Source organism: Pseudoalteromonas sp. MQS005 (assembly GCF_001661605.1).
GTDB lineage: Bacteria > Pseudomonadota > Gammaproteobacteria > Enterobacterales > Alteromonadaceae > Pseudoalteromonas > Pseudoalteromonas tetraodonis.
Genome location: NZ_LYRQ01000014.1, coordinates 53335 through 78046 on the forward strand (window position 1 = coordinate 53335; position 24712 = coordinate 78046).

General features: G+C 40.5%; 15 protein-coding genes. 11 read left to right on the forward strand and 4 right to left on the reverse strand.

The annotated features are described in order from the left end of the window. Window positions 1–2: 2 nt before the first annotated feature. From malQ to rluF, 9 genes are all read left to right on the forward strand, one after another. Window positions 3–1991 (forward strand): 4-alpha-glucanotransferase, encoded by a 1989-nt coding sequence (malQ, locus tag A9479_RS07105; protein WP_064663030.1) that lies wholly within the window; start codon window positions 3–5, stop codon window positions 1989–1991. Then, window positions 1992–4214: a 1,4-alpha-glucan branching protein GlgB gene (gene glgB / locus A9479_RS07110; RefSeq protein ID WP_064663031.1), complete on the forward strand. Its 2223-nt coding sequence runs from the start codon at window positions 1992–1994 to the stop codon at window positions 4212–4214. Then, the gene (gene glgX, locus A9479_RS07115; protein WP_082918304.1) at window positions 4207–6270 is read left to right on the forward strand and encodes a glycogen debranching protein GlgX; all 2064 of its coding nucleotides are present in this window, start codon (window positions 4207–4209) and stop codon (window positions 6268–6270) included. Before glgB ends, glgX begins: the two co-directional genes overlap by 8 nt. Then, window positions 6263–8788, forward strand: coding sequence for a glycogen/starch/alpha-glucan phosphorylase (locus A9479_RS07120; RefSeq protein WP_064663033.1), 2526 nt, complete (start codon window positions 6263–6265; stop codon window positions 8786–8788). The genes glgX and A9479_RS07120 overlap by 8 nt, the downstream gene beginning before the upstream one ends. A 20-nt stretch (window positions 8789–8808) precedes the next feature. Beyond that, on the forward strand, window positions 8809–10083 hold the full coding sequence (gene glgC / locus A9479_RS07125) for a glucose-1-phosphate adenylyltransferase (protein ID WP_013463240.1): 1275 nt from the start codon (window positions 8809–8811) through the stop codon (window positions 10081–10083). Between the two features lie 58 nt (window positions 10084–10141). After that, on the forward strand, window positions 10142–11674 hold the full coding sequence (locus A9479_RS07130; RefSeq protein WP_064663034.1) for a glycogen synthase: 1533 nt from the start codon (window positions 10142–10144) through the stop codon (window positions 11672–11674). 83 nt (window positions 11675–11757) lie between these two features. Continuing rightward, window positions 11758–12972 (forward strand): EAL and HDOD domain-containing protein, encoded by a 1215-nt coding sequence (locus tag A9479_RS07135; protein WP_024600880.1) that lies wholly within the window; start codon window positions 11758–11760, stop codon window positions 12970–12972. Between the two features lie 27 nt (window positions 12973–12999). After that, on the forward strand, window positions 13000–14085 hold the full coding sequence (locus A9479_RS07140; RefSeq protein WP_064663035.1) for a DUF418 domain-containing protein: 1086 nt from the start codon (window positions 13000–13002) through the stop codon (window positions 14083–14085). A 43-nt stretch (window positions 14086–14128) separates the two neighbouring features. Continuing rightward, a complete protein-coding gene (gene rluF, locus A9479_RS07145; protein WP_064663036.1) occupies window positions 14129–15118 on the forward strand; it encodes a 23S rRNA pseudouridine(2604) synthase RluF in 990 nt (329 codons plus the stop codon). A gap of 57 nt (window positions 15119–15175) precedes the next feature. Here the strand turns inward: rluF and A9479_RS07150 are convergent, their stop codons facing one another. Both A9479_RS07150 and A9479_RS07155 read right to left on the reverse strand, forming a co-directional pair. Then, the gene (locus tag A9479_RS07150) at window positions 15176–18241 is read right to left on the reverse strand and encodes an efflux RND transporter permease subunit (protein ID WP_064663037.1); all 3066 of its coding nucleotides are present in this window, start codon (window positions 18239–18241) and stop codon (window positions 15176–15178) included. Between the two features lie 2 nt (window positions 18242–18243). Beyond that, complete coding sequence (locus tag A9479_RS07155; RefSeq protein ID WP_064663042.1) at window positions 18244–19326, reverse strand: efflux RND transporter periplasmic adaptor subunit; 1083 nt, start codon at window positions 19324–19326, stop codon at window positions 18244–18246. Between the two features lie 122 nt (window positions 19327–19448). Between A9479_RS07155 and A9479_RS07160 the strand changes: the two genes are divergently transcribed. Then, complete coding sequence (locus A9479_RS07160) at window positions 19449–20351, forward strand: LysR family transcriptional regulator (protein ID WP_013463247.1); 903 nt, start codon at window positions 19449–19451, stop codon at window positions 20349–20351. Then, entirely contained in the window at window positions 20341–20646 is a 306-nt protein-coding gene (locus A9479_RS07165; protein WP_064663038.1) for an MGMT family protein, read from the forward strand. Before A9479_RS07160 ends, A9479_RS07165 begins: the two co-directional genes overlap by 11 nt. 1 nt (window position 20647) lies before the next feature. Here the strand turns inward: A9479_RS07165 and A9479_RS07170 are convergent, their stop codons facing one another. Then, window positions 20648–23677, reverse strand: a complete 3030-nt coding sequence (locus A9479_RS07170; protein ID WP_231893551.1) for an EAL domain-containing protein — start codon at window positions 23675–23677, stop codon at window positions 20648–20650. 203 nt (window positions 23678–23880) lie between these two features. Continuing rightward, entirely contained in the window at window positions 23881–24510 is a 630-nt protein-coding gene (locus tag A9479_RS07175; RefSeq protein ID WP_064663039.1) for a hemolysin III family protein, read from the reverse strand. Window positions 24511–24712 lie beyond the last annotated feature (202 nt).

The following is a 24712-nucleotide window of genomic DNA, read 5'->3' on the forward strand; positions in this document are numbered from 1 at the left end:
GAATGGACGCACTATCGCAATTGTTTTATTTGCATGGTATTGGTTACGAATACACTAAGTATACGGGTGAACACGTTATATTTAGCGAAGACACCCGTAAATCTGCTTTGCACTGCTGTGGCGTTGACACACGTGATACGGCGCAAATAACCCAGTTAAATTATCAATTGGATGCGGCTACATGGTTAACACTCGCACCTGCTGTTAGCATAATAGATCAGGCTAGTAATGTGCTAAAGGTGCGTGTTAATGAAGCTGATACGCATCACAAAATTACATTAACTGTGGCAGCATTAAATATAAAGCTGCAATTTGAACACATTGCTCAGTATGCAGCATTAGGTGAGTACTTTGTAAATGGGTGTCGTTATATAGAAATAGCGCTACCACTGACGCATTTACCAACCGGCTATTATGATGCGTTATTAACGATGGGTGAGCAATCAGCGAAAACACAAATTTGGTCGACCCCTGAACAAGCCTACCAAATAGCGGATAAAAAACGCTTTGGCTTATCAATTCAGTTATATACATTAAAAAATAAAGCCGGGCTCGGGATTGGCGATTTTAGTGATTTACTTGAGTTGGCAACCTTATGTGCAAAGCAAAATATGGACTATATTTTACTTAACCCATTGCACTTATTGTTTGCAGATAACCCTGAGTGCGCCAGCCCCTACAACCCAAACAATCGTGCCTTACTCAATCCGCTATATATCGCAATTAATTTATCGCCAGACAGCTTTAACAATCCGGATTTAACTGAGTTGTTATCTGCTAATACCTCAAGTAAATACAGCGACCAAGATGTAGCCTTTATTGATTATAAAACGGTTACTGAGTGTAAATATGCTGCTTTTAAGCTGCTTTTTAAGCATTTTCAACAACAGGGCAGTCAAGCACGGCAAAACGAATTTAGTGCGTTTTGTAAACAGTACAGTGATGTACTTGCTATGTTAGAAACTACAGAGCCCACATTTGAATATTACCTCCAATGGCAAGCACACAGCCAACTTACTCAATGCCAACAGCATTGTATTGAGCAAGGGATGGCGATTGGTTTAATTAATGATTTAGCGGTGGGCTGTGCTAATGAGGGCACTGAATTTAAATATCAGCAGGGATTATTTAGTCAAGATGCAACCCTTGGTGCACCACCAGATCCTTGGGCACCTAACGGCCAAAATTGGGGGCTGCCAGCAATAAACCCGCAGCGCCTTGCTGACAATAACTATCAGTTTTATCGTTCACTCATACGCGCCAATATGGATGCAGTAGGCGGGTTACGAATCGACCATGTAATGGCGATTAGGCGTTTGTGGTGGTGTTTCATAAACAATAATACCCAAGATGGCTGTTATGTGTACTACCCATTTGAGCATTTATTAGCAATTTTAAAAATTGAATCTCATCTTAATCAGGCCATCGTAATAGGCGAAGATTTAGGGGTTGTACCACCTGAGGTAAAAGAGGCACTGGTTGATAGTGGCATTTTCTCAAACAGCTTATTTTATTTTGAAAAACAACAAAATGATGAATTTGTAAATAGCGATGACCTTAGCGATCAATGCTTGCTGATGATAGCCAATCATGATGTACCGCCATTTGTGGGCTGGTGGCAGCATAGCGATTTAAAAATTAAACAGCAGTATGGGCTGATTGATACTGATGAGTATCAGCAGTTAGTTCAGCAGAGAGAGCAAGAGCAACACCGGCTGTTACGCTTTTTAAATCCACAAAACACTTCCTTGTCACTTAACACGGATGCTTTTGACGTTTATAGCGCTTTGGCTGTATGTTTAGCTAAATCGCCGTCTCGTTTATTTGCATTACAGCTTGATGATTTAGACAAGCAACACTACCCAGTCAATATTCCTGGCACCGATAAAGAGTATCCTAATTGGCGACGGGTACTCACACATACGTGCGACGATATTTTTAAAGATAATGCTGCTCTTTTGGCTGCAATACATTCAATAAGGAATGCGTAAATGGGCAGTACTAAAAATAGGGTATCAACGCAATTAGTTGATTATGACGCACAGGTAAACGCATTAACTGCAGGGCGATTTAAAGACCCGTTTAGTTTTTTAGGCGCGCACAACACCCAAAGTGGCACTGAAATACGCGTGCATTTGCCAGCGGCATTACGCGTCGAACTGTTAATTGATGGTCAAGTTATTAGCGCGTTACGCTATAAACACAGTGATTTATTTATCGCTGAGTTATCAAGCATGCCTAGCAGTGTTTACCAATGCCAGGTTAGTTATGAAAATAGCGATGTTACATTTTACGATGAATACAGCTTCAGCAGTACATTGGATGAACAGGCTATGTACTTGTTTAACGAAGGTAGCCTTGAGCATGCTTATACTCACCTAGGTGCGCAATTTACCACACAACAAGGGGTAGATGGTGTTCGTTTTTGTGTGTGGGCGCCTAATGCCGCCAGTGTATCGGTTATTGGTGAGTTTAATTTTTGGCAAGCGAATCGCCATTTTATGCGATTTCATCCGGCAAGTGGGGTATGGGAATTATTTATTCCGGGTTTAAGTGCAGACATGTGCTATAAATTTGCTATTACTACGCTCAGTGGCGAAGTTTTAGATAAAGCCGATCCTTTTGCATTTAAAATGCAGCAAGCACCGGGCACTGCCAGTATATTACAGTACAAACCAGCGCCTATTTTGCTAAGTGAACAAGCGATTATAAATCGCCAAAAGCGTAATCATATTGATGCCGCTATTAGTATTTATGAAGTGCACTTAGGCTCTTGGCAACGCGCTGAGCATAACCGTTACTTAAGCTACACCGAGCTTGCAGATAAGCTTGTAGGCTACGTGATTGAAATGGGGTTCACGCATTTACAACTTATGCCGATCAGTGAATACCCGTTTGATGGCTCTTGGGGTTATCAGCCAGTAGGGCTGTTTGCACCTACGAGCCGCTTTGGTGATTACAACAGCTTTAAATACTTAGTTGAGCAATGTCATAAAGCTAACATAGGCATATTACTTGATTGGGTTCCTGGGCACTTTCCAAGCGACCCACATGGCTTACATTGCTTTGATGGCACCCATTTATACGAACACGCTGATATGCGCCAAGGGTTTCATCCTGATTGGAACACCTATATTTATAATTATGACCGCCCTGAAGTAAAAAGCTTTTTAATTTCTAATGCGATGTATTGGCTTAGCCAATTTGGCATAGACGGACTGCGTGTAGATGCGGTGGCGTCAATGCTTTACCTTGATTACAGTCGTAAAGAAGGACAGTGGGTAGCTAATTGTTATGGCGGTCGAGAAAACTTAGGGGCAATAGAGTGCCTAAAACAAGTGAACTTACGCAGTTATAAAAATAACCCCGGCATTATGATGGTGGCTGAGGAGTCAACGGCTTGGCCTGGGGTCACGCAAAGTGTTGAACACAATGGCTTAGGTTTTGGTTATAAATGGAATATGGGCTGGATGAATGACAGCTTAGATTATATGCAACAAGATCCGTTATTTAGAAAATATCACCATCATAAAATGACATTTTCTATGGTGTATGCATTTAGTGAAAATTACATTTTACCGCTCAGTCATGATGAAGTGGTGCATGGCAAGGGATCACTACTAAACAAAATGCCCGGTGACGATTGGCAGCAGTTTGCAAACTTACGTGCTTATTATGCGTTTATGTGGGCACACCCAGGTAAAAAATTACTGTTTATGGGCGCCGAAATAGCACAGCGTAAAGAGTGGGATCATGACCATTCACTAGACTGGCACTTGCTTGAGCATCAAAGCCATCAAGGGATTCAGCATACGGTTAAACGCCTTAATCAAGTGTATCAAGCGCATCCATCTTTATATGAGCTCGATAGCTGTGCAACGGGCTTTTCATGGATAGATAATAATAACAGCCAGCAGAGTATGTTTAGTTTTATTCGTTATGCTAAAAATGCTGACCACTTTATGGTTATTGTCGCTAACTTTACACCAACGGCTTATCAACACTACACCTTAGGTGTGCCAGCGAAGGGCACATATAAAGTGGTATTAAATACCGATGAAGTTTGCTTTTTTGGCTCAGGTTATCGTGTCACAGAGGATAAAAACCAGCTTATCCATTCAGTCGTTCAGCCAAGTCATGGGTTTGATCACAGTATTACAGTTAATATTGGTGGCTTAACCACACTTTACTTAGAAAAGGTGAATGATGAGTAATTGCTTTGAGGTTACTCAGGGTGCGCCTTTGCCACTGGGTTCGAGTGTACAAAACCAAGGCGTTAACTTTGCCTTGTATGCCCCTAATGCAAGCCAAGCTTTTGTGTGCTTATTTGATAAAAGTGGTCATACAGAAATATTAAAAATAGCCATGAATATTAATGAAGGCGGCGTATGGAGCATTCACATAGCCCCATTAAGCACAGGCGCATTGTATGGCTTTAGGGTTGATGGCGAATACTGCCCAGAAAAAGGCATGTTGTTTAATGAGCATAAATTACTGATTGATCCGTATGCAAAAGACTTGTTTAACGAATTTACTTGGAGCGAACGTCATTACGGGCAAATGCCCATTGGCACTAAAAGCGTGGTTAATAATGCGATAGATATGCCTAAATCAAAAGTGACTGCGCCGGTTGCTTATTCAAATAATAAGCCAAAGCATAGTTGGGCCAATACCGTTATTTATGAGTGCCATGTTAAAGGTGCTACCTGTCGCCATCCTGATATCCCTAAAGCGCTACAAGGGACATTTTTAGGTTTGAGTCATCCCAGTTTTATTGAGCATTTAAAAAGTTTAGGGGTAACGGCTATTGAGCTTTTGCCTGTGCATGCTTTTATAAGCGAACAGTTTTTAACCGCTAAAGGACTGCAAAATTACTGGGGCTATAATAGTCTTAATTTTTTTACTCCTCATAAAGACTATTTGGTTAATGACGATATAAACGAATTTAAACAAATGGTGAGTGAGTTACATCGCGCCAATATTGAAGTTATTTTGGATGTGGTATACAACCACACCGCAGAGGGAGGAAATGATGGCCCTATTTTATCTCTGCGAGGGCTCGACAACCTGACATATTATCGCACCATTGAGGGGCAACCCAATGTTTATATTAATGATACAGGGTGTGGCAATACGTTAAATATCGATCACCCTAAAACCTTACAATTGGTACTCGACAGCTTACGTTACTGGGTTGAAGTTATGGGCGTTGATGGCTTTCGATTTGATTTAGCCACCATTTTAGCGCGTTCAAATACGGGCTTTAGTGCGTCTCACACCTTTTTACAAGCAATTGCCCAAGATCCTCTGTTAAATAAAGTTAAACTGATCAGTGAGCCGTGGGATATAGGCCCTGGTGGTTATCAGCTTGGTGCATTTCCTTCACCTTGGCGAGAGTGGAACGATCAATATCGTGATGTGATTAAACGCTTTTGGCAAAGTGAAAAAGGCATTATTAGTGATGTGGCAAAGCGTTTACATGGCTCGTTTGATATTTTTGAACACAGTAACCGAGGCCCGCTAAATAGCATTAACTTTATTACCAGCCATGATGGGTTTACGTTAGCCGACTTAGTCAGTTATGAGCAAAAACATAACCAGGCCAATGGTGAAAACAACCAAGATGGCCATAGCGCTAATTATTCGTTTAACTGCGGGGTTGAGGGATTTACCAGCGACCCAGAAGTAATGAGTTTGCGCTTACAACAACAAAAAAACTTTCTACTCACCTTATTACTCTCCAAAGGCGTGCCAATGATAGCTGCTGGCAGTGAGATGGCGCACTCGCAAGGCGGTAATAATAACGCTTATTGTCAAAATAATCGCACCAGCTGGCTTGCCTGGAAAGACTCACAACTGAATCATTTATTGATTCAGTTTATTGATGATGCGCTAAAAATCAGGCGTGGTCACAGTGCATTTAAACACAGTGTGTTTTTGGATGATATTGATGAGCGCTTCACCGTTAAGTGGTTTACCGAGCAAGGTAAAAAAATGGATGAAACACATTGGCATGAAGATATACGGCAATTTTTAATGTATAGCTTACTTGATAAGCAAAATAAGCATGCGTTATTAATTATTCTTAATGCTAGTAAACAGCCTGTGGTCTGCCAATTACCACAATCGCCCATTATCGCGCCATGGACGTTAGTATTATCAAGTGTAAATAACGCATCATCTGTTATTCAAGAAGATGCAACCGTAAATATTTCAGCACAAAGTAGTTGGGTTTTTAGTGCCAATTTAGAAGGCGATGATTATGACTAAGCAAGACGAGCAAGTGTGTGTAGTAAAAGGCTGGCAAGCAGGCCCAGTGATTGACGAAAGTACTTTAAGTGATGATTTAACACGACACTTTTATTACACCTTAGGGCGTGATGTGGTGGGCGAGTCACAGCTGTATTTGTATCATGCATTAGCACTGACGATCAGAGACCGGTTAGTGGCACGCTGTAGGGAAACCAATCAACAAATAAAACAACAAAAACGCCGTAAAACAGCCTATTTATCGTTAGAGTTTTTAATGGGCAGAGCGCTGGGTAATGCAGTATTAAATTTAGATTTAGAATCACAAGTTACAAAGGCACTACAAGCTTACTGTACTGAGCTTGAAAGTGTGGAACAAGCTGAGCATGATGCCGGTTTAGGCAATGGCGGCTTAGGGCGACTAGCGGCTTGTTTTTTAGATAGCTGTGCCAGTTTAGCGCTGCCAGTGGTCGGTTACGGTATTCGTTATGAATATGGCATGTTTAATCAGTCAATAAAAGAGGGTAATCAGGTTGAGCAACCAGATAACTGGTTACGAGAAGGTCATCCTTGGGAATTGAGCGCACCGGAGCAAGCTAAACGGGTTAAGTTTTCTGGTTATGTACAAAGCTACACCGATAAATTTGGCCGTGAGCATCGCCAATGGATCAGTTCTCAAGATGTATTAGCAGTGCCTTATGATGTACCTATTCCGGGCTATAAAAATAATATTGTTAATACCCTTAGACTTTGGAAGTCTGAAGCAACGGACGAATTTAATTTAACAGAATTTAATGCCGGAAGTTATTCTGAAGCGGTAGCACAAAAAAATCTCGCTGAGCAAATAACCATGGTGTTGTACCCTAACGACAGCAGTGAAAATGGTAAAGAGCTGAGATTACGTCAACAATACTTTTTATCATCGGCAAGTATTCAAGATGTACTTACACAATGGATTGAACAATACGGTAATGATTTTACTGAATTTGCTCAGCATCATGTGTTTCAGCTTAACGATACCCACCCAAGTATTGCGGTTGCCGAGCTGATGCGAATTTTAGTTGATGACCATGAACTGGATTGGGATCAGGCATGGAATATCACCACCAAAACGATGGCTTACACAAATCATACCTTACTACCAGAGGCATTAGAGAAGTGGTCGGTATCGTTATTTGCTAAATTATTACCGCGTATTTTAGAGATTATTTATGAAATTAATGCCCGCTTTTTAGCCGAGGTGGCCATGCATTGGCCAGGTGATGTGCAAAAACAACGGGATTTATCATTAATTGAAGAAGGGGGCGAGCCGCAAATACGTATGGCCTTTTTAGCCATTGTCGGCAGCTATTCTGTTAATGGTGTGGCAGCACTACACACGCAGTTATTAACCGCGGGTTTGTTTAAAGATTTTTATGCGCTATGGCCTGATAAATTTAACAACAAAACCAATGGTGTTACTCCACGGCGCTGGCTTGCATACTGCAATCCGAGTTTAAGCCAGATCATTAGCGAAAAAATAGGCAAAGACTGGATAGGTGATTTTGCACAAATTAGCCAATTACGTCGTTACTACGATGACCCGCAGTTTCATATAAAGTGGCAGCAAGCAAAACAACAAAACAAACAACGCTTAGTTGATTTAGTTAAACAAAGATGTGGCGTAGAGTTTGATATTAACATGCTGTTTGATGTGCAGGTAAAACGTATTCACGAATATAAACGCCAGTTACTTAATATTTTACACGTTATTCATTTATATGACCGCATACGCCGTGGCGACACACAAGGCATGGTGCCTCGTTGCGTTTTATTAGGCGGTAAAGCAGCACCGGGTTACATGATGGCTAAAAAAATCATTAAACTCATTAATAATGTTGCTGAGGTGATCAATAAAGACCCACAGGTATCTGCTTTTCTAAGAGTCGCGTTTTTACCTAATTATAATGTAACCGCCATGGAAACCATTTGCCCTGCAACGGACTTATCGGAGCAAGTATCAACCGCGGGCAAAGAGGCCTCAGGTACCGGCAACATGAAGTTTATGATGAATGGCGCGCTAACAATAGGCACCCTTGATGGCGCTAATATTGAAATACGTGACGCTGTTGGGGCTGAGAACTTCTTCTTATTTGGCGCACAAGCTGAGCACATTGACGACATAAAAGCGCATTATAACCCCAGTGAAATAATTGCGAATAATCCTGATTTGAATAGTGTGATGCACTTACTCGAAAGTGGCCATTTCAATCTATTTGAACCTGGCTTATTTGACGATGTGATTAATGGCATTAAAAGTAACAACGATCCTTGGTTAACCGCCCATGACTTTGCCAGCTATATAGCTGCGCAACGTGATGTTGATAAAGCCTATGCAGATCAAACCTACTGGACTCAAATGAGTATTTTAAATACTGCCGCCAGTGGCTCATTTTCTAGTGACAGAACAATTAGTCAATATTGTGATGATATATGGCATTTAACTCCACTAGATACCACACATCAAAAAGTAAAAACAAACACTGACACTAACAGCTGACACTAAACGGAGAGAGTAATATGCCCAGTTATGCAAATCGTTATATAAGTAATTTAACCAGAGAAACCTACGCTTTAATTCTTGCCGGAGGTCGCGGTTCTCGCTTGCATGAGCTAACCGACTGGCGTGCTAAACCCGCCGTTTATTTTGGTGGTAAACATCGTATTATTGATTTTCCACTATCAAATTGCATTAACTCAGGTGTAAGACGTGTCGGAATTGCAACGCAATATAAATCACACTCACTTATTCGCCATGTAAATCGAGCGTGGGGGCATTTTAAAAAGGAATTAGGTGAGTCAGTTGAAATATTACCTGCGTCACAGCGCCATGGTGATGAATGGTATTGCGGTACTGCCGATGCGGTATTTCAAAATATGGATATTATTCGCCATGAGTTACCTAAATATGTGATGATTTTATCTGGCGACCATGTGTATCGTATGGATTATGGCGGGCTGTTGGCAAAGCATGTAGAAAATGGCGCCGACATGACGGTATGCTGTTTAGAAGTACCGGTTGAAGAAGCTGCGGGTACCTTTGGTGTGATGACGGTTGATGAAGAAAGTCGTGTACGTCGCTTTGACGAAAAACCTGCCGAGCCCAGCTCAGTGCCTGGTAAACCAGGCACCTGTTTAGCATCAATGGGAAATTATGTATTTAATACTGAGTTTTTATTTGAGCAGCTACAAAAAGATGCGCAAACAGAGGGCTCAGGGCGTGATTTTGGCCATGATATAATTCCGGCTATTATTGAAGAGCATAATGTGTTTGCCTACCCGTTTAGAGATCCCGCACAAGTAGGACAACCCTATTGGCGCGATGTGGGAACTCTAGATTCGTTTTGGGAAGCAAATATGGAACTGGTTATGCCGGAGCCTCAACTGGATTTGTACGATCCTACTTGGCCAATATGGACTTACCAAGAGCAACTTCCTCCTGCCAAATTTATTTTTGATGATGATGATCGCCGAGGGATGGCGGTTGACTCAACGGTGTCGGGTGGGTGCATTGTTTCCGGCTCTTTAGTGAGAAAATCATTATTATTTTCTAATGTACATATTCGTTCATATTGTACCATTGAGGAGTCGGTCATTTTGCCCGGTGCGATTGTAAATCGAGGGTGTAAAATTAAGCGAGCAATTATAGATAGAAGCTGTGAGATCCCACCTGGATTAGAGATTGGTTTTGATCGTAAAACCGATGAAGCCAATGGATTTCGGGTATCAAAAAAAGGGATTGTATTGGTCACCCGCGATATGCTGATGAAGTTAGACAATAAGTCACATCGTTAATAAATAATAATTAAAAGAGCAAGGCGAAAGCCTTGCAGCAAACTATAAGAGTAAATTAATGCATGTATTAATGGTTGCTGCAGAGAATGATGCGTTACCTAATGCCAAAGTTGGTGGTGTTGCTGATGTTATTCGTGATGTACCAAAGGCGTTAGTGGCGCAGGGGCTGACGGTAGATGTGGTTATTCCTGATTATGGTTTTGAACTAGGTGAGCGCTGTTTTATTGGTGAAGTGAGTGTGGCATTTAAGTCAGAGACCCACGTTTTATCTTTGTTTGAAATTCCACAGAATCAAAAAGGAGTGAGGCAAATAGTTATAAGTCATCCTCTTTTTAGTCAATCATTGAGTGTGTATTGTAACGACAACGATAATGGACCATTTGCTACCGATGCAACCAAGTTTGCACTGTTTAATGCCGCTATTTGTGAAGCCCTGATACAGGGCGTATTAACACAACCCAACACATTACATTTGCATGATTGGCACAGTGCCTGTGTGGCCGTGTTACTTAAATTTAACCCTCGTTATGGCAAGCTTGCTAAGCTGCGCTTGGTATATACGGTGCACAATTTAGCTTTGCAGGGAATTCGTCCTTTTAAAGGAGATGATTCCAGCTTAGAAGCATGGTTTCCCTCGTTAAGTTACGACGGGCAACGATTATGTGACCCTCGTTATCCGCATTGCTTTAACCCTATGCGCAGTGCCATTAATTTAGCCGACAAAGTACATGTGGTTTCACCGAGTTATAGCCAAGAAGTGCAAATAGCAAGTAATGACGCCCACGGATTCTTTGGTGGCGAAGGACTTGAACGAGATTTACAACAAGCGGCTGAGCAAGGCAAATTAATTGGCATACTCAACGGCTGTGATTACGCAATTCAAGACGAACATGAAGCAACCTATAGTCAGCTATTAGAGCAAATAGAATCGACTTTGTTTAGTTGGATGGCAAAAAGCGCGCAATTACACAGCAGCCACTACATCGCCCATCAGCGTGTTTTACAATTTATGGCGTGTGATAAGCAAGGGCCACTTGTAACAAGTGTAGGGCGGCTCACTGAGCAAAAAGTATTGTTACTTTGCCAGCAACAAAGCAAAGACCTGACTATTGATTCAGTGTGTCAGATCATTAATCAATTTAAGGGGCGTTTACTTGTGCTGGGCTCAGGTGATAGTAAACTTGAACACCTTTTTACCTGCGCCATGGCACGTAATAACAACTTTTTGTTTTTAAAAGGTTATGGGCAAGGTGTTGGCGATTTAATGTATCAATTAGGTGATTTATTTTTAATGCCGAGTTCTTTTGAGCCCTGTGGGATTAGCCAGATGCTCGCAATGCGAGCCGGCCAACCTTGCTTAGTGCACAGTGTCGGAGGTTTAAAAGATACCGTAGAGCATAATGTCAGTGGATTTTGTTTTAACGGCGATACACTAAGTACACAAGCTGATGCACTCTTGCAGAGTTTAACTGAGGCACTTAGCCTATATCAAACAAACCCTAAGCAATGGCAAGCAATAAAAAGGCGAGCTGCTGATGCACGATTTAGTTGGGATAGTGTGGTAACTGATTATATAACATACTTATATTAAAAAATTTTATAAAGTTCAGTGACATCCGTTCTTATTTACGCTTTAATTACTTAGTCTGGTGGAAATAATATAAAGTAGGTAATGTGTCTGTATTTGTGGCAAGGCAAGCAATACTAAATCGAAATCAAAATGTAGTTGCTTATGAACTGCTGTTTCGCGATAGTCCTGAAAATTGCTTTCCTGGTGTATCTGATGGTCAAGCAACGGCGAGGCTTATCATGGAAAACCAGCTTAACCTAGGTACTCGTCACATTACCTCGGGTAAAAAAGCATTGATCAATATTGGCCCTGAGTCGTTAAAACTTGATTTGTGTGATTTTTTACCTTGTAAAGATGTTGTCATTGAATTACTTGAAACCATAGAGCCCACCGACGATACCTACGAGCTATGTCGCAAACTATTTCACAGTAACTACAAATTAGCCCTGGATGATTTTGTTTATACGCCGCAGTGGGAGCGCTTTTTAAAGCTGGTCAACTTAATTAAATTTGATATTCGCCTTACTCCACTTGCTGAAATTCCGCTGGTGGTTAATAAGCTTAAAAAGTACAAAAATATTAAACTACTAGCCGAAAAAATAGAAACCGATGAAGAATATAAATTGGCCCGTAAAATGGGCTTTGATTATTTTCAAGGTTATTATTTTGCGCGCCCAGTGATGATAGAACAAAAAGATATTCACTATAATTACGGCCTAGTGATCGCCATTTACTCAGAAGTAATGAAGCCAGATCCTGATGTTAAAGTGATCACCGGTTTATTTGAGCTTGATGCGGCATTGGCCTACAAGTTACTGCGTTTATTAAATAGCGGTGTGTTTCCGCTACAAAGCCAAATTTCGTCGTTAAAACAAGCGTTAGTTTACCTCGGCCAAGCACGTTTAAAAAAGTTTGTTAGTTTAATTGTCACTGCCCATACAGCACGCTCTAAGCCTATAGAGCTCATGCAGATGTGCGTTATTCGCGCACGGTTTTGTGAATTAATAGCCGCTAAAGTTGCTAAGCAGGTTCAAGGTGAAGCATTCTTAACGGGGCTTTTTTCACTGCTCGATGCTATTTTAGACAAGCCAATGGACTTGCTGGTTGATAAACTTCCATTCCCGGAAGATATAAAAGCAGCGTTAACTGGTGAAAAAAATAACTTATATTATATCCTTGAAACAGTAAAAGCCTACGAAACAGGAAGCTGGTGGGCGCTTGAGAATGCAGTATTACTGATTAATTTAGACAGTGCTTTTTTACCAAAATTATACAAACAAGCGGTACAATGGGCCGATAGCTATAAAGATAATATTTAGGGAATTCATGCTTTGCGCAATTATAATATGGACTTTATAAGGGGCATAGCCGTACTTGGTCTGGTATTTATTAACTGTTTTTCCTTCGCTATTTTCGAGCTTAATTATACGCCACTCACAACACCACCACCTAGCGATCAGTTTCTAAACATACTAAGCCTTATATTTGTTGAAGGTCGGTTTCGCACTTTATTCACTTTACTGTTTGGTGTGGGTCTTTATATTCAGTATCAGCGATACCAATGCACTGAGCCACTAAAAAAACGATTATATTGGCTGATTGTGTTTGGCTTAATACATGGTTTTTTATTGTGGGCGGGCGACATTTTGTTTTTATATGGGGTGTCAGGTTTATTTATATTGCGCTATTTAGATTGCACTAATGAAGAACTTAAAAACAAAGCGGCGCTTTTTACTTTTATTTCTTTAATGACCATTGCCATATTTATGTTAGGGCTTAATGAGGCGCCCTTATACAGAGACTCCCCCGAGTACTACGAAATATACACTAGTTACTACCAAAGCATCGGTGCTCACTTTAGCCAAAATATAGCAATGAGCGCCTATATGTTGCTGGCTGTGCCAATTTTATTGTTGTGGGCTAGTGCTGGGTTTATGCTAATTGGTATTTTGGCTTACAAATACGGTGTGTTTAGTAAAGGGCTTAGTAAGGCGCTGCTTATTAAGCTTATTATATTAAGTGCGTTATTTATTAGCTTAAGGTTAATGTTAGTGCCATACAATCAAGGTATTGGTTATGCCTTACAAGAGCCTGTTAATGAACTTGCTGCCTTATGTGTTGCACTGCTTTATATTCATTTAATCGTTAAACTTTGTGACAACAGCGCCCACATAGGGGGGCTTATCCAACAAGTTGGACGCTTAGCGTTTACTTTATACATAAGCCAAACCATTATGCAGTTATTATTGTTTAAAGTGTTTTTTCCGCAGTGGACGCTTAGTTTTAATCGACTCGATTATTGGCTGCTAGCCATTAGCTTAGTGATTGTACAGCTTATATTTACAGCTATTTATTACCGGTATTTTAAGCAAGGCCCGCTTGAATACCTATGGCGTAAATTAGCGAAAATTAACCGCGAAAAAATAGCTTGAGTAGTTTAAACTATGCGCCTTTATATTTAAGAAGATTTGCCAGATGACAGACTTGAAGCGTTTAAATAAATTTATTAGTGAAACCGGGTTTTGCTCTCGCCGCGAAGCCGATAAATATATTGAGCAAGGTCGTGTTACCGTTAATGGCGAATTACCAGAAATGGGTGTTAAAGTTGCCCAATCAGATGTAGTTTTGGTTGATGGTAAACCATTAAAAGCACCACCTAAACGTGTGTATATTGCTTATCATAAGCCTGTGGGTATTACCTGTACCACAGAGCGTAAAATTCAAAGTAATATAGTTAAAGCTGTTAATTATCCTGAACGTATATTTCCGATCGGTCGTTTAGACAGACCCTCAGAAGGGCTGATTTTTTTAACCAATGAAGGCGATATCGTTAATAAAATTTTGCGAGCTGGCAATAACCACGAAAAAGAATATGTGGTAACTGTAGACAAACCACTTAATCGTCAGTTTGTAAATAAAATGGCGAACGGTATTCCTATTTTAGATACCGTGACTAAAAAGTGTAAAGTTACTCAGACCGGTGCGCAGCAATTTAGCATTATTTTAACCCAAGGCTTAAACCGTCAAATTCGCCGTATGTGTGAATACTTAGGTTACGAAGTAGTTACACTAAAACGTGTGCGTATTATGAACGTAACCCTCAAAGGCTTAAAAGTAGGGCAGTGGCGACATTTAAGCGACGCTGAAATGGCGGTCATTAACGACTCAATTGCTGATTCAGGTAAAACGCAAGAACACTCACTTTATGATGATACTGAACAGCGCAATTACACTGAACAAGCTAAAAATAGTGGCGCTAAATCTGCTCATAAGCGTGATTTTCAGGGCGGGAAACTACGTCGTGAAAATAATGACGAGCAACAAAAGCACGCTAAAAAAAGTAGTCGAAATACACCTTATCAAAAACGCTCTACTACCTATGTAGGTAAATCAAATACTCACAAAGCAAATACTGCCACAGGAAACAAAACCCGCAGCAGTGGCACGTTAAGCTTAAAAAAGTAATTAAGCTAGTGTAAAAAAGCAAATAAAAACGCAGCCTTAGCTGCGTTTTTTGTTAGCCTACTGTTTGGGGTAATCAATCCTAAATACCACAGTGTATAAAACCGGCACTACAATTAGCGTCAGTATGGTGGCAAACCCTAAGCCAAACATAATGGTGACCGCCATCGACTGAAAAAATACGTCGAATAATAACGGGATCATGCCAAGTATTGTTGTGATAGCCGCCATTGCTACAGGGCGCACACGGCTTACGCCTGAGTCAAACACTGCTTGATATGGCGATTTACCTTCACTCAGTTCTAAGTTTATTTGATCAACCAGTACAATGCCGTTTTTAATTAGCATGCCGCTTAAGCTTAATAAGCCCAGTAGCGCCATAAAGCTAAACGGCGCATTCATCACTAATAAGCCTGCACTAACACCAATAATAGCCAGCGGTACAGTTGCCCAAATAACCAAAGGTTTTTTCACTGAGTTAAACAGTAATACTGTTACTGCAAACATTGCTAAATAGCCCAGTGGTAACGAGCCAAAAATAGCCTTTTTCGCTTTGCTTGATGATTCGAACTCGCCGCCCCATTGCATTTCATAGCCACGGGGTAAATCAATTGCTTCAACCTCAGCGCGAACCCGAGCAAATAATTTTGCAGGCGTTTCATCACCCAAAACATCATGATCTGCCATCACAGTAATGGTGCGTTTACGATCGCGACGCATAATTAAGCTGTCTTCCCACTCAACAATAAATTCATCAACCACTTGGGTAACCGGCACAAACACGCGTAAAACAGGGCTATAAATTTGTAAATCGTGAACACTGTCTACATTTAAACGCTCGCTTGCCGGTGAACGGGCAATAATAGGCAATAATTGCGTACCATCACGATACACACCCACTTGCTTACCCGACAGGCTCGTTAACAGAACTTGGTCAAGATCAAATTTGGTGATCCCTAAACGGCGCGCTTTTTGTTCATTAAATTGCGGACGAATCATTTTAGTGCGTGCACGCCAATCATCTCGAACGTTAAAGGCACCGTCGTCTTTGGCGATGATCTCTTTAGCCTGTGATGAAAGCTGTCTTAAAACAACCGGATCGGGGCCTGAGAACCGCGCTTCTATTTTGGCATCAGTTGAGGGGCCAATCTCCATTGGTTTTACTTTTAACTTTGCTGACAGTGGATGTTGCTTTGCGTAATCGCGCACTTTTTGCATGACTTTTGCGACGGCTTCACGATTGGTGACACGAATAATTAACTGCCCATAAGCAGGGTAAGATTTTTCAGGCGCGTAGGTCAGCATAAAACGCGGCGCACCTTGGCCAACCGTACTGGTGATTTCTGTGACCAGTTCATTCTTTTGTAAATAAGCTTCTAGCTGCTTAATGCCCTCAAGGGTTGCGCGAATATCAGCGCCTTGATCTTGCCAGTAATCAACATAAAACATCGGGGTATTCGAGGCTGGAAAAAATGATTGCTTTACTGCACCAAACCCCACTACAGCGCTGCATAAAAGAGCAACCATAAGGACTAAGGTTGTTTTTCTAAAGCGCATAGCTAAATTTAATATCGCTTTATAACCATTGAATATGATGCCTTGGTAAGGGTCTTCATGCTCTTGATTATGTTCGTGTTTAAATTCGGTTTCTTTAAACATCAAGTGGGCAAAAAACGGCGTGAGCGTAATTGCGGTGATCCAGCTCAAGAGCAAAGAAATAAACAGCACCCAAAATAAGCTACCAGCAAATTCACCACTGGCATCTGAGCTTAAACCAATCGGTGCGAAAGCGGTTATGGCAATAACTGTTGCGCCAAGTAGTGGCCACTTAGTTTGATCGACAATATTAACTGCCGCTTTAAGCTTTGTTTGTCCGCGCTTGAGGTTGATGAGAATACCTTCGGTCACAACAATGGCGTTATCGACCAGCATACCTAGTGCAATAATTAGCGCACCTAATGATATACGTTGTAAGTCAATCGCAAACAGCTTCATAAATATAAAGGTGCCTAATACGGTCAGTAATAATATACCGCCGATTAAAACCCCACTTTTAAAGCCCATAAAAATAAGTAGTACTACAATAACTATTGCAATGGCCTCTATTAAACTAACAATAAAGCCATCTACCGACTGCTCTACTTCTTTAGGTTGGTTATACACTGAGCTAATATCAATACCATGCGGGCGTTGATACTCAAGAGATGCTAAATGCTCATCTATGTGTTTACCCACATCAACAACATTAACCCCAGACATAAACGACACACCAATAAGCAGAGCCTGTTGTTGATTGTAATGAATCACATTGGTCGGTACTTCAGCATATTCACGGTAAACCTTTGCAACATCGCCTAGATAAATGAGTTCGCTGGCACCTGATTTTGAAATTAATAAGGTTTCAAGTTCTTTTACATCTTTAAATTCACCAGTAGGGTGCAAGCGAATAGACTCATCACCCACGCGAATACGTCCAGCGTTAGATACGGTGTTTTGTGATTGCAGTAAATCATAAATATGACTAGGCGCAATACCGAGTTGGGCAAGCTTTTGCGTCGATACCTCAACCATTACTTGTGGCTGCTGTTGTCCCGCAATTGTAACTTTACTCACTCCTTTGACTAAAACAAGTTCTCGTTTTAAATAATCAACATAGTCTTTTAATTCATCATACGAGTAGCCATCGCCCGTGACGGCAAACATAACGCCGTAAACATCGGCAAAATCATCAATCACATTACTAGGGTAAACACCACTTGGCAGCGACGGGCTAAGGTCGTTAATTTTACGACGCATTTCATCCCATATTTGTCTAAGCTCTTGTTTACGATAGGTGCTTTTCATTTCTACGGTAATTTGTGATTTACCATTGGATGAAATAGAGGTGACATAATCAACATAAGGGAGCTGTTGAATGGCATTTTCAATCGGAAATGTGACTTCTTCTTCTACTTGCTGTGGAGAGGCGCCCGGGTATAAAGTGATCACCATAGCTTTTTTTAAAGTGAATTCAGGGTCTTCCAGCTGGCCTAAATCAAAATAAGATACACTGCCGCCAATTAACAGCAACAGCGTAAACATCCAGCTAATGACTTTTTTCTCAATAGATAGTTGCGCAAAGCCCATAATTATAAGCCTCGCTCTTTATTCCAAGGGCGAACAGACATGCCCTCTTGTAAAGAGTGAACACCAGCAGAGACAATTTGTTGGCCTTCTTTTACGCCGCTAAGAACTTCAATAGTGTCGTGATGCAATTGGCCCACTTGTACTGCTTGTTTATGCACAGTGCCAGTTTGCTGATTAAAAACCCACACATAGGCATTATCGCTTAGGCTTTTATTAGGATCTGAAAATACCGACTCAATAGGTAAAATAGTGTAGGGGATTTGTGAGCGTGTAACTTTGCTCAAATCTATCATCACTTGTCCCGACATACCCGCAAGTAAGTTAAAATCTTCTGGCACCGGTAATGAAAACACCACTTTATAGGTGAGTGTTGCAGGATCGGCTTGGGTATCCCATTCTTTAAGCGTGAGTTTGTATTGCTTGTCGTGATAGCCATCAAATTCAACCATAGGTTGATATTGGGTATCTTTTTGAATACGTGCCACGATTTTTTCAGGAACCTGTATTGCTACATCCATAAAATCGCGGGTTTCTAAGCGCAAAACATTTTGTTTTGCTTGAATACTTTCAAAGTTTTTTACAAACACTTTGGCTACTATGCCAGCAAAAGGAGCACGAAGTTCACTGTACTCTAAATTTGTTTCTGCAATTTTAAACGCTGACTCAGCGACTTGTTCATTGGCAACCGCTTGATCAAGCTCGGATTGACTGGTGATATTTTTATCAAATAGTTGTTTAATACGTTTTAGCTGCGACTTAGCCAGTTCATAGCGCGCTTTGCGCTCATTATATTGTAATTGAAAATCTTCAGGGTCTAATTTCGCCAATAGTTGCCCTTTTTTTACCTGCTCACCGGCTAATACAGGAAATTCAACTAACTCACCATTGACTCTAAAAGCCAGGTACGAGCCCTGGTTTGCAACGACTTCCGCAGGAAAACTGCGTATGTTTGTTTGCGAATCATGACCAATACTAAATAATTTAACAGGGCGAATCGGCTCTTCTTTAACTATTTTCTCGGGCTCCGAGCAGCCTATTAAACTTAGTAATGTCGCAGATAGTAAACATAAGCGAAACAGTGGCATGATATCTCCATGATAAAAAAAGGCTAAATAAGTCAGTGCAGCATACGCTGCAAACATATAAAATAAAATTCATTAAATTTTAGAAACTCAATAAGTTTTACTTATAATGTACTGGGCTGACTATGAAACTTAATCAATTACAAATTTTAGATGCTATTGTGCAAAGTGCGAGCTTAAGTGGCGCTGCATTAAAGCTACATAAAACTCAGCCTGCATTGACACTGGCGATTAAAAACTTAGAAGCGAAATTAGGTTTTGATCTACTCGACCGTTCTAAATACCGATTACAACTTACCGAAAAAGGACGTATTTTTCATCGTGAAGCTAAACAGCTTTTAAACGCGAATGAGCAGCTTACACAGCTTGCAACCGAGCTGGCGCTGGGGAATGAGGCGCAATATAGAGTTTGCTATGAGCAAATTTGTCATGTGCAAAGTTATAACGAGATCATAAGTAATACTTTTAAGCATTTTTCTAGTACAGAATTTCGTTTAACCAGTGGTAAACGGTTTGTATCTTTAGAGCAAGTTAATACCGGCCAAGCCGAGCTTGGGATTGGCCCATGGTTTGATTTATTTCATGCCACCGGCGATTTAGAAAGCTTACCGATAGGCAAGCTAGATATAGGTATTGTTGGCGCAAAAGGGATTTTACCTAAGCAGCTTACCTACGATGAGTTACAACTTTACCCGTGTTTAGCGATGTTTGAAAGTGGCTTGAGCATAGACAGCGACAGGTTGTCTTATTCTAAAGGGGCTGCGGTAATGAAAATAGATGACATATCTACCCTAAAGTCGTTTTTATTGTCAGGTGCAGGATGGGCAATGATGAGCTTAGGCCACTGTAAAAAAGAAATTACCGCGGGCTCATTACAGCAAATAATAGTAACAGACAGAGAGCATCAGTTTAGCGCGCAAATTCGTGCTTTTCGTCAACATGCTATGCACCATGGTCCTGTTGCCCGTAAAATTTGGCAGCAATTTGAATTACTCAGTCAGGAGTACTTAAACAATAATGGACGTTAATAAAGAAACGGTTATTTATACTATTATTGCGAGTATACCCTCAGGGTGTGTTGCCAGTTATGGCCAAGTAGCGGCGCTTGCAGGGTATCCTAATAATGCAAGGCTAGTTGGCCGATTATTAAAAGAGATGCCTAAAGATTCTACTATCCCATGGCATAGAGTGGTTAACAGCCAAGGTAAAATAGCGTTTGCACAGGGGAGTGCGCTGTATCAAACGCAACGAGAAAAGCTACTTTCTGAGGGTGTTACTTTTAAAAATCAACGAATCAATATGGCAAAACACCGCTGGCAATAAACTAATTATCCATTTTTTGTAAGTCAGTTAAAGCCCAAATTTCATCTGCGGTCCATTCGTCTAGCCAAATAGGAATATCTTCGGCTTTCATTGGCTTAGCAATACCATAGCCTTGTGCTAGATAACAGCCAAGTAGCATTAGTGTTGCTGCATGCTCAGGGGTCTCTACCCCTTCAGCTATAACGCTTCGTTTAAACGAATTAGCCAATGCAATAACGCCTTTTACAATTGCTAAATCGTTCGAGTCTTCAAGCATATCTCTAACAAAGCTTTGATCTATCTTTATTAAGCTTGCAGGTAAACGCCTTAAGTATGTGAGTGAGGAGTAACCCGTACCAAAGTCATCTAGTGAAAACTCAATGCCCAAAGCTTTACAATCTTGCATGGTTTTAGATACATGGGCCACATCTTTAAGTGCACTGGTTTCAAGTACTTCTAGCTCTAGGTTTCTAGCATCGACCTGTGGATGAGCCAATAGTAATTCAGTTAGCCGCGCTGTAAATTCAGGCTGCTGTAATTGAACTGCGGCAACATTAACGCTCACTTTTATGTTTAAACTAGGTGTTAAAATTTGCCATTGGTTAATTTGAGATAATGCAGCGTTAATAACCCATTCGCCAACGTCTATCATTAGCGCGTTGTTTTCAATTACCGGTAAAAATTCAATAGGGCTAAGCAGACCGCGCTCCGGATGTTGCAAGCGTATTAATGCCTCAACACCAATCATACTGCCCGTTCGCATATCTACTTTTGGTTGATAATAAAGTACAAACCAATTATTGGCTAAGGCTTCACGGATAAGTGTAATGCCGGTTTGCTGTAATTTAACTGTATCTCCTTGACTCGTATCGAATAAATGATAACGATTTTTGCCCATTTGTTTGGCAATATACATGGCTTGATCGGCATGGCGCATCAGTTGTTCAGCATCTAAATTATCTTCTGGGTATATTGTTACGCCAATACTGGCAGAGACATTCAAAACAATATCGTTAACAGTGACAGGTTTAGCTGCTGCGGCCAGAAGCCTCTCAAGTACGGGCACGCAATCGGCAACTGATCCTAAATTAGTCAATACAGCAACGAATTCATCGCCACCAATACGGGCCAAGCTATCACCTTCACGAAGTGCATCTTTTAAACGAATAGAAAGTGCAATTAATAATTTATCGCCAATATCATGGCCATGAGAGTCATTAACATGCTTAAATCCATCTAAATCAAGAAACACCACAGCCAGAGAATTGTTAAGGCGACGGCATTGCAACATGGTTTGACTGAGTCTATCGGCAAGCAATACGCGGTTTGGCAAGTTAGTTAATAAATCATAATGTGCAATACGACTAAGTTGCTCTTGTTGGCGTTTAGCTTGGGTGATATCGGTAAAAATTCCTAAGTAAAAAGTAACGTTGTTGTCGTCTTTTAAAACTGAAATATTGAGTAGCTCAGCATACAGTTCACCGTCTTTTTTGCAGTTCCATACTTCACCTTGCCAATGACCATATAGGCTGAGCTGTTTCCATATGTTTTTATAAAATGACTCAGTTTGTTTGCCCGAATTTAAAAATGATGGATTGCGACCTATAACTTCATCATGGCTATAACCGGTTATATGACAAAAGGCAGGATTGACATCAACAATAACTTTATCCGCATTTGTAATAATTATCCCTTCGTGGGTATCTCTAAAAACCCGAGAGGATAAATGTAGTTTTTCTTCAATTAATTTACGTTCAGTAATATCAACCGAGACACCCAACATGGTAATTGCGCTGCCAGAGCTGTCTCTAACAAGAGTCCCTTTAATATTAAACCAACGAACGTTACCCCGTTTAGTAATAATACGGTGATCAACATTATATTCTTTCGCCGCGTCAATACATTGATTTATATCGCTTACTATATTGGCGCGATCATCTGGGTGAATACTGGCTAGGTATTCATTTTTAGTCATTTCTAATTGTTTAACATTGCCGGTAATTAGTCTTATACCATGTTCAGAAAAGCGGATTATATTGGTTTTTATGTCCCATTCCCAAGTCGCAATTCCCCCCACTTTTTGGCTTAAAAGAAGTCGTCTTTCGGTATCAGTTAGTGCTTTAATGTTATTTTGTAATGCATGAGTACGTTGCTCTACTTTTTTTTCTAATTTTAGGTGGCTCGCTCTTAATCGGGTTATCAGATAAGATGAAAGTGTAGTTAAAAAAGTAAACGCAACCGCAATAGCAATACCAAGTAACAGCATACTATTGTCTTGCCAGCCCCTGATAGGGTAGGCTTTAAATACCCAAACGCCGTTTGGCACTTGTATGTTAAAGTCGACCGTATTTTTTGTTATTTGGTTGTCTGAGGTAGCAATGATTTGCACATCATTTGTATCGGGCATGACTTTTGAAAGCTCATAACCAATGCCTGCCTGTGGCAGTTGAGCTAAATTAACGCTTTGAAGAATATCAGGAAAACGAATAAGCGCAGTGGCAAATCCCCAAAACTGGTTTCCCTGTGGGGTATCTAGATACACAGGCAGCCTAGCCGCTGCACCCATACCACCTTGAAATAATTCAAAAGGGCCAGCAAGGGTTAATTTACCTGTTTTTTTGGCTAAAAATGCCTCTTGCGTTCGCAGTGGGTTCTCTAAAACATTATTACCGATAGCACTTTCATTGCCCTTAAGTGGAACAACGTGTGTAAGAATACCGTTTTTATGAAGTTGTAAGGCGTCAAGACCAGGATAAAGACTTAACATTTCAGAAGCGAGTTCTTCAAAGCCTTTAGTCTCGCCATTTTGAGTACGAATTAATGCCGCAATTGGGTAGGCTGCAGAAAGTGCTTGGTTAAGGTTATTTCTAATATGGTTAACGTAGCTACCCGCCACCTTTCTAATAGAGTTTTGCTTTTGCTGATAAATGTATTGATCAAGTAGGGATATTGAATACACAGATGCAAGCGTTGAGATTAACAATGTGATCAACACCAGTCTTGCTTTTATAAACAAGCTCAGTATCTGTGGTCGAGTATTAGATGGTGACAATGTAAATAACACCTAGCGTTGTTTAAGCTGCGTCCATTTAGATCAATGGCGTTTTAAGTTCCTGAAACAGTATAGCAAACAGTCCTCTAAAGCATTAGGGAGATTTAATTATACTTTAAAATAACCACCGTGATTTACTAAAGCTTGAGTAAAATAATAGGCTACATTGTGAGATTAGCTAGGAAGGCACTATGTGTATTTAGTTAATACACATAGTGAGTAATGGCAATATAATGACTTACACAACCGCCAATGACAAAAAGATGCCAAATAGCGTGGCTATATTGAGTGTTTTTAGCGCTGTAAAACAATGTACCCACGCTATAAAATAAACCGCCAGTAAGTAGCCAGTATAGTGCGTTGATAGGTAAGTTTGAGTAAAGTGGGTATATAATTGCCAGTGCAAACCAGCCCATTAATAAATAGGTAGCGAGTGACACTTTTTTATTGCCATTTTTAACAAGCAGTTTATAAGCAACACCGGCTAAAGCTACTGTCCAAATAAATACCAAGGTGGCCCAAGACCAAACCCCAGACAAAGAGAGTAATAAAAAAGGGGTATATGTGCCAGCAATAAGCATGTAAATAGCACAGTGGTCACATTTTTTATAAAACGCTCTTAATTTAGGGCGAACACTGGCGTGATAAAGTGTAGAGGACAAAAATAAAATAAATAAGCTGCTGCCATAAACGACTGTGCTGGCGTAACCTTTTACAGAGTTAGCTTGATTAAATAAATCCCAAATTACAAACGTAGCAAATAAAATACCTAAAGCATGGCTAACAACATTTAATAGCTCTTCTTTTTTAGAATAGGGCGCTTCAACAGACATAACAGATCTTACCACTTATAATTTGGTGTTTAGTGTACAAGTGTGCGCTGAAATTATCAATTGAGAATTGATTGACATGGTGCTGCCAGTTTATGGATTACGGTATGTTAAAAAATACACTACTATTTGGTTATATTTTTTAAATTGTTAGTTAAATTAACTAACCCATATTTTGCAGATCTTAATATTTTTATTTTATATC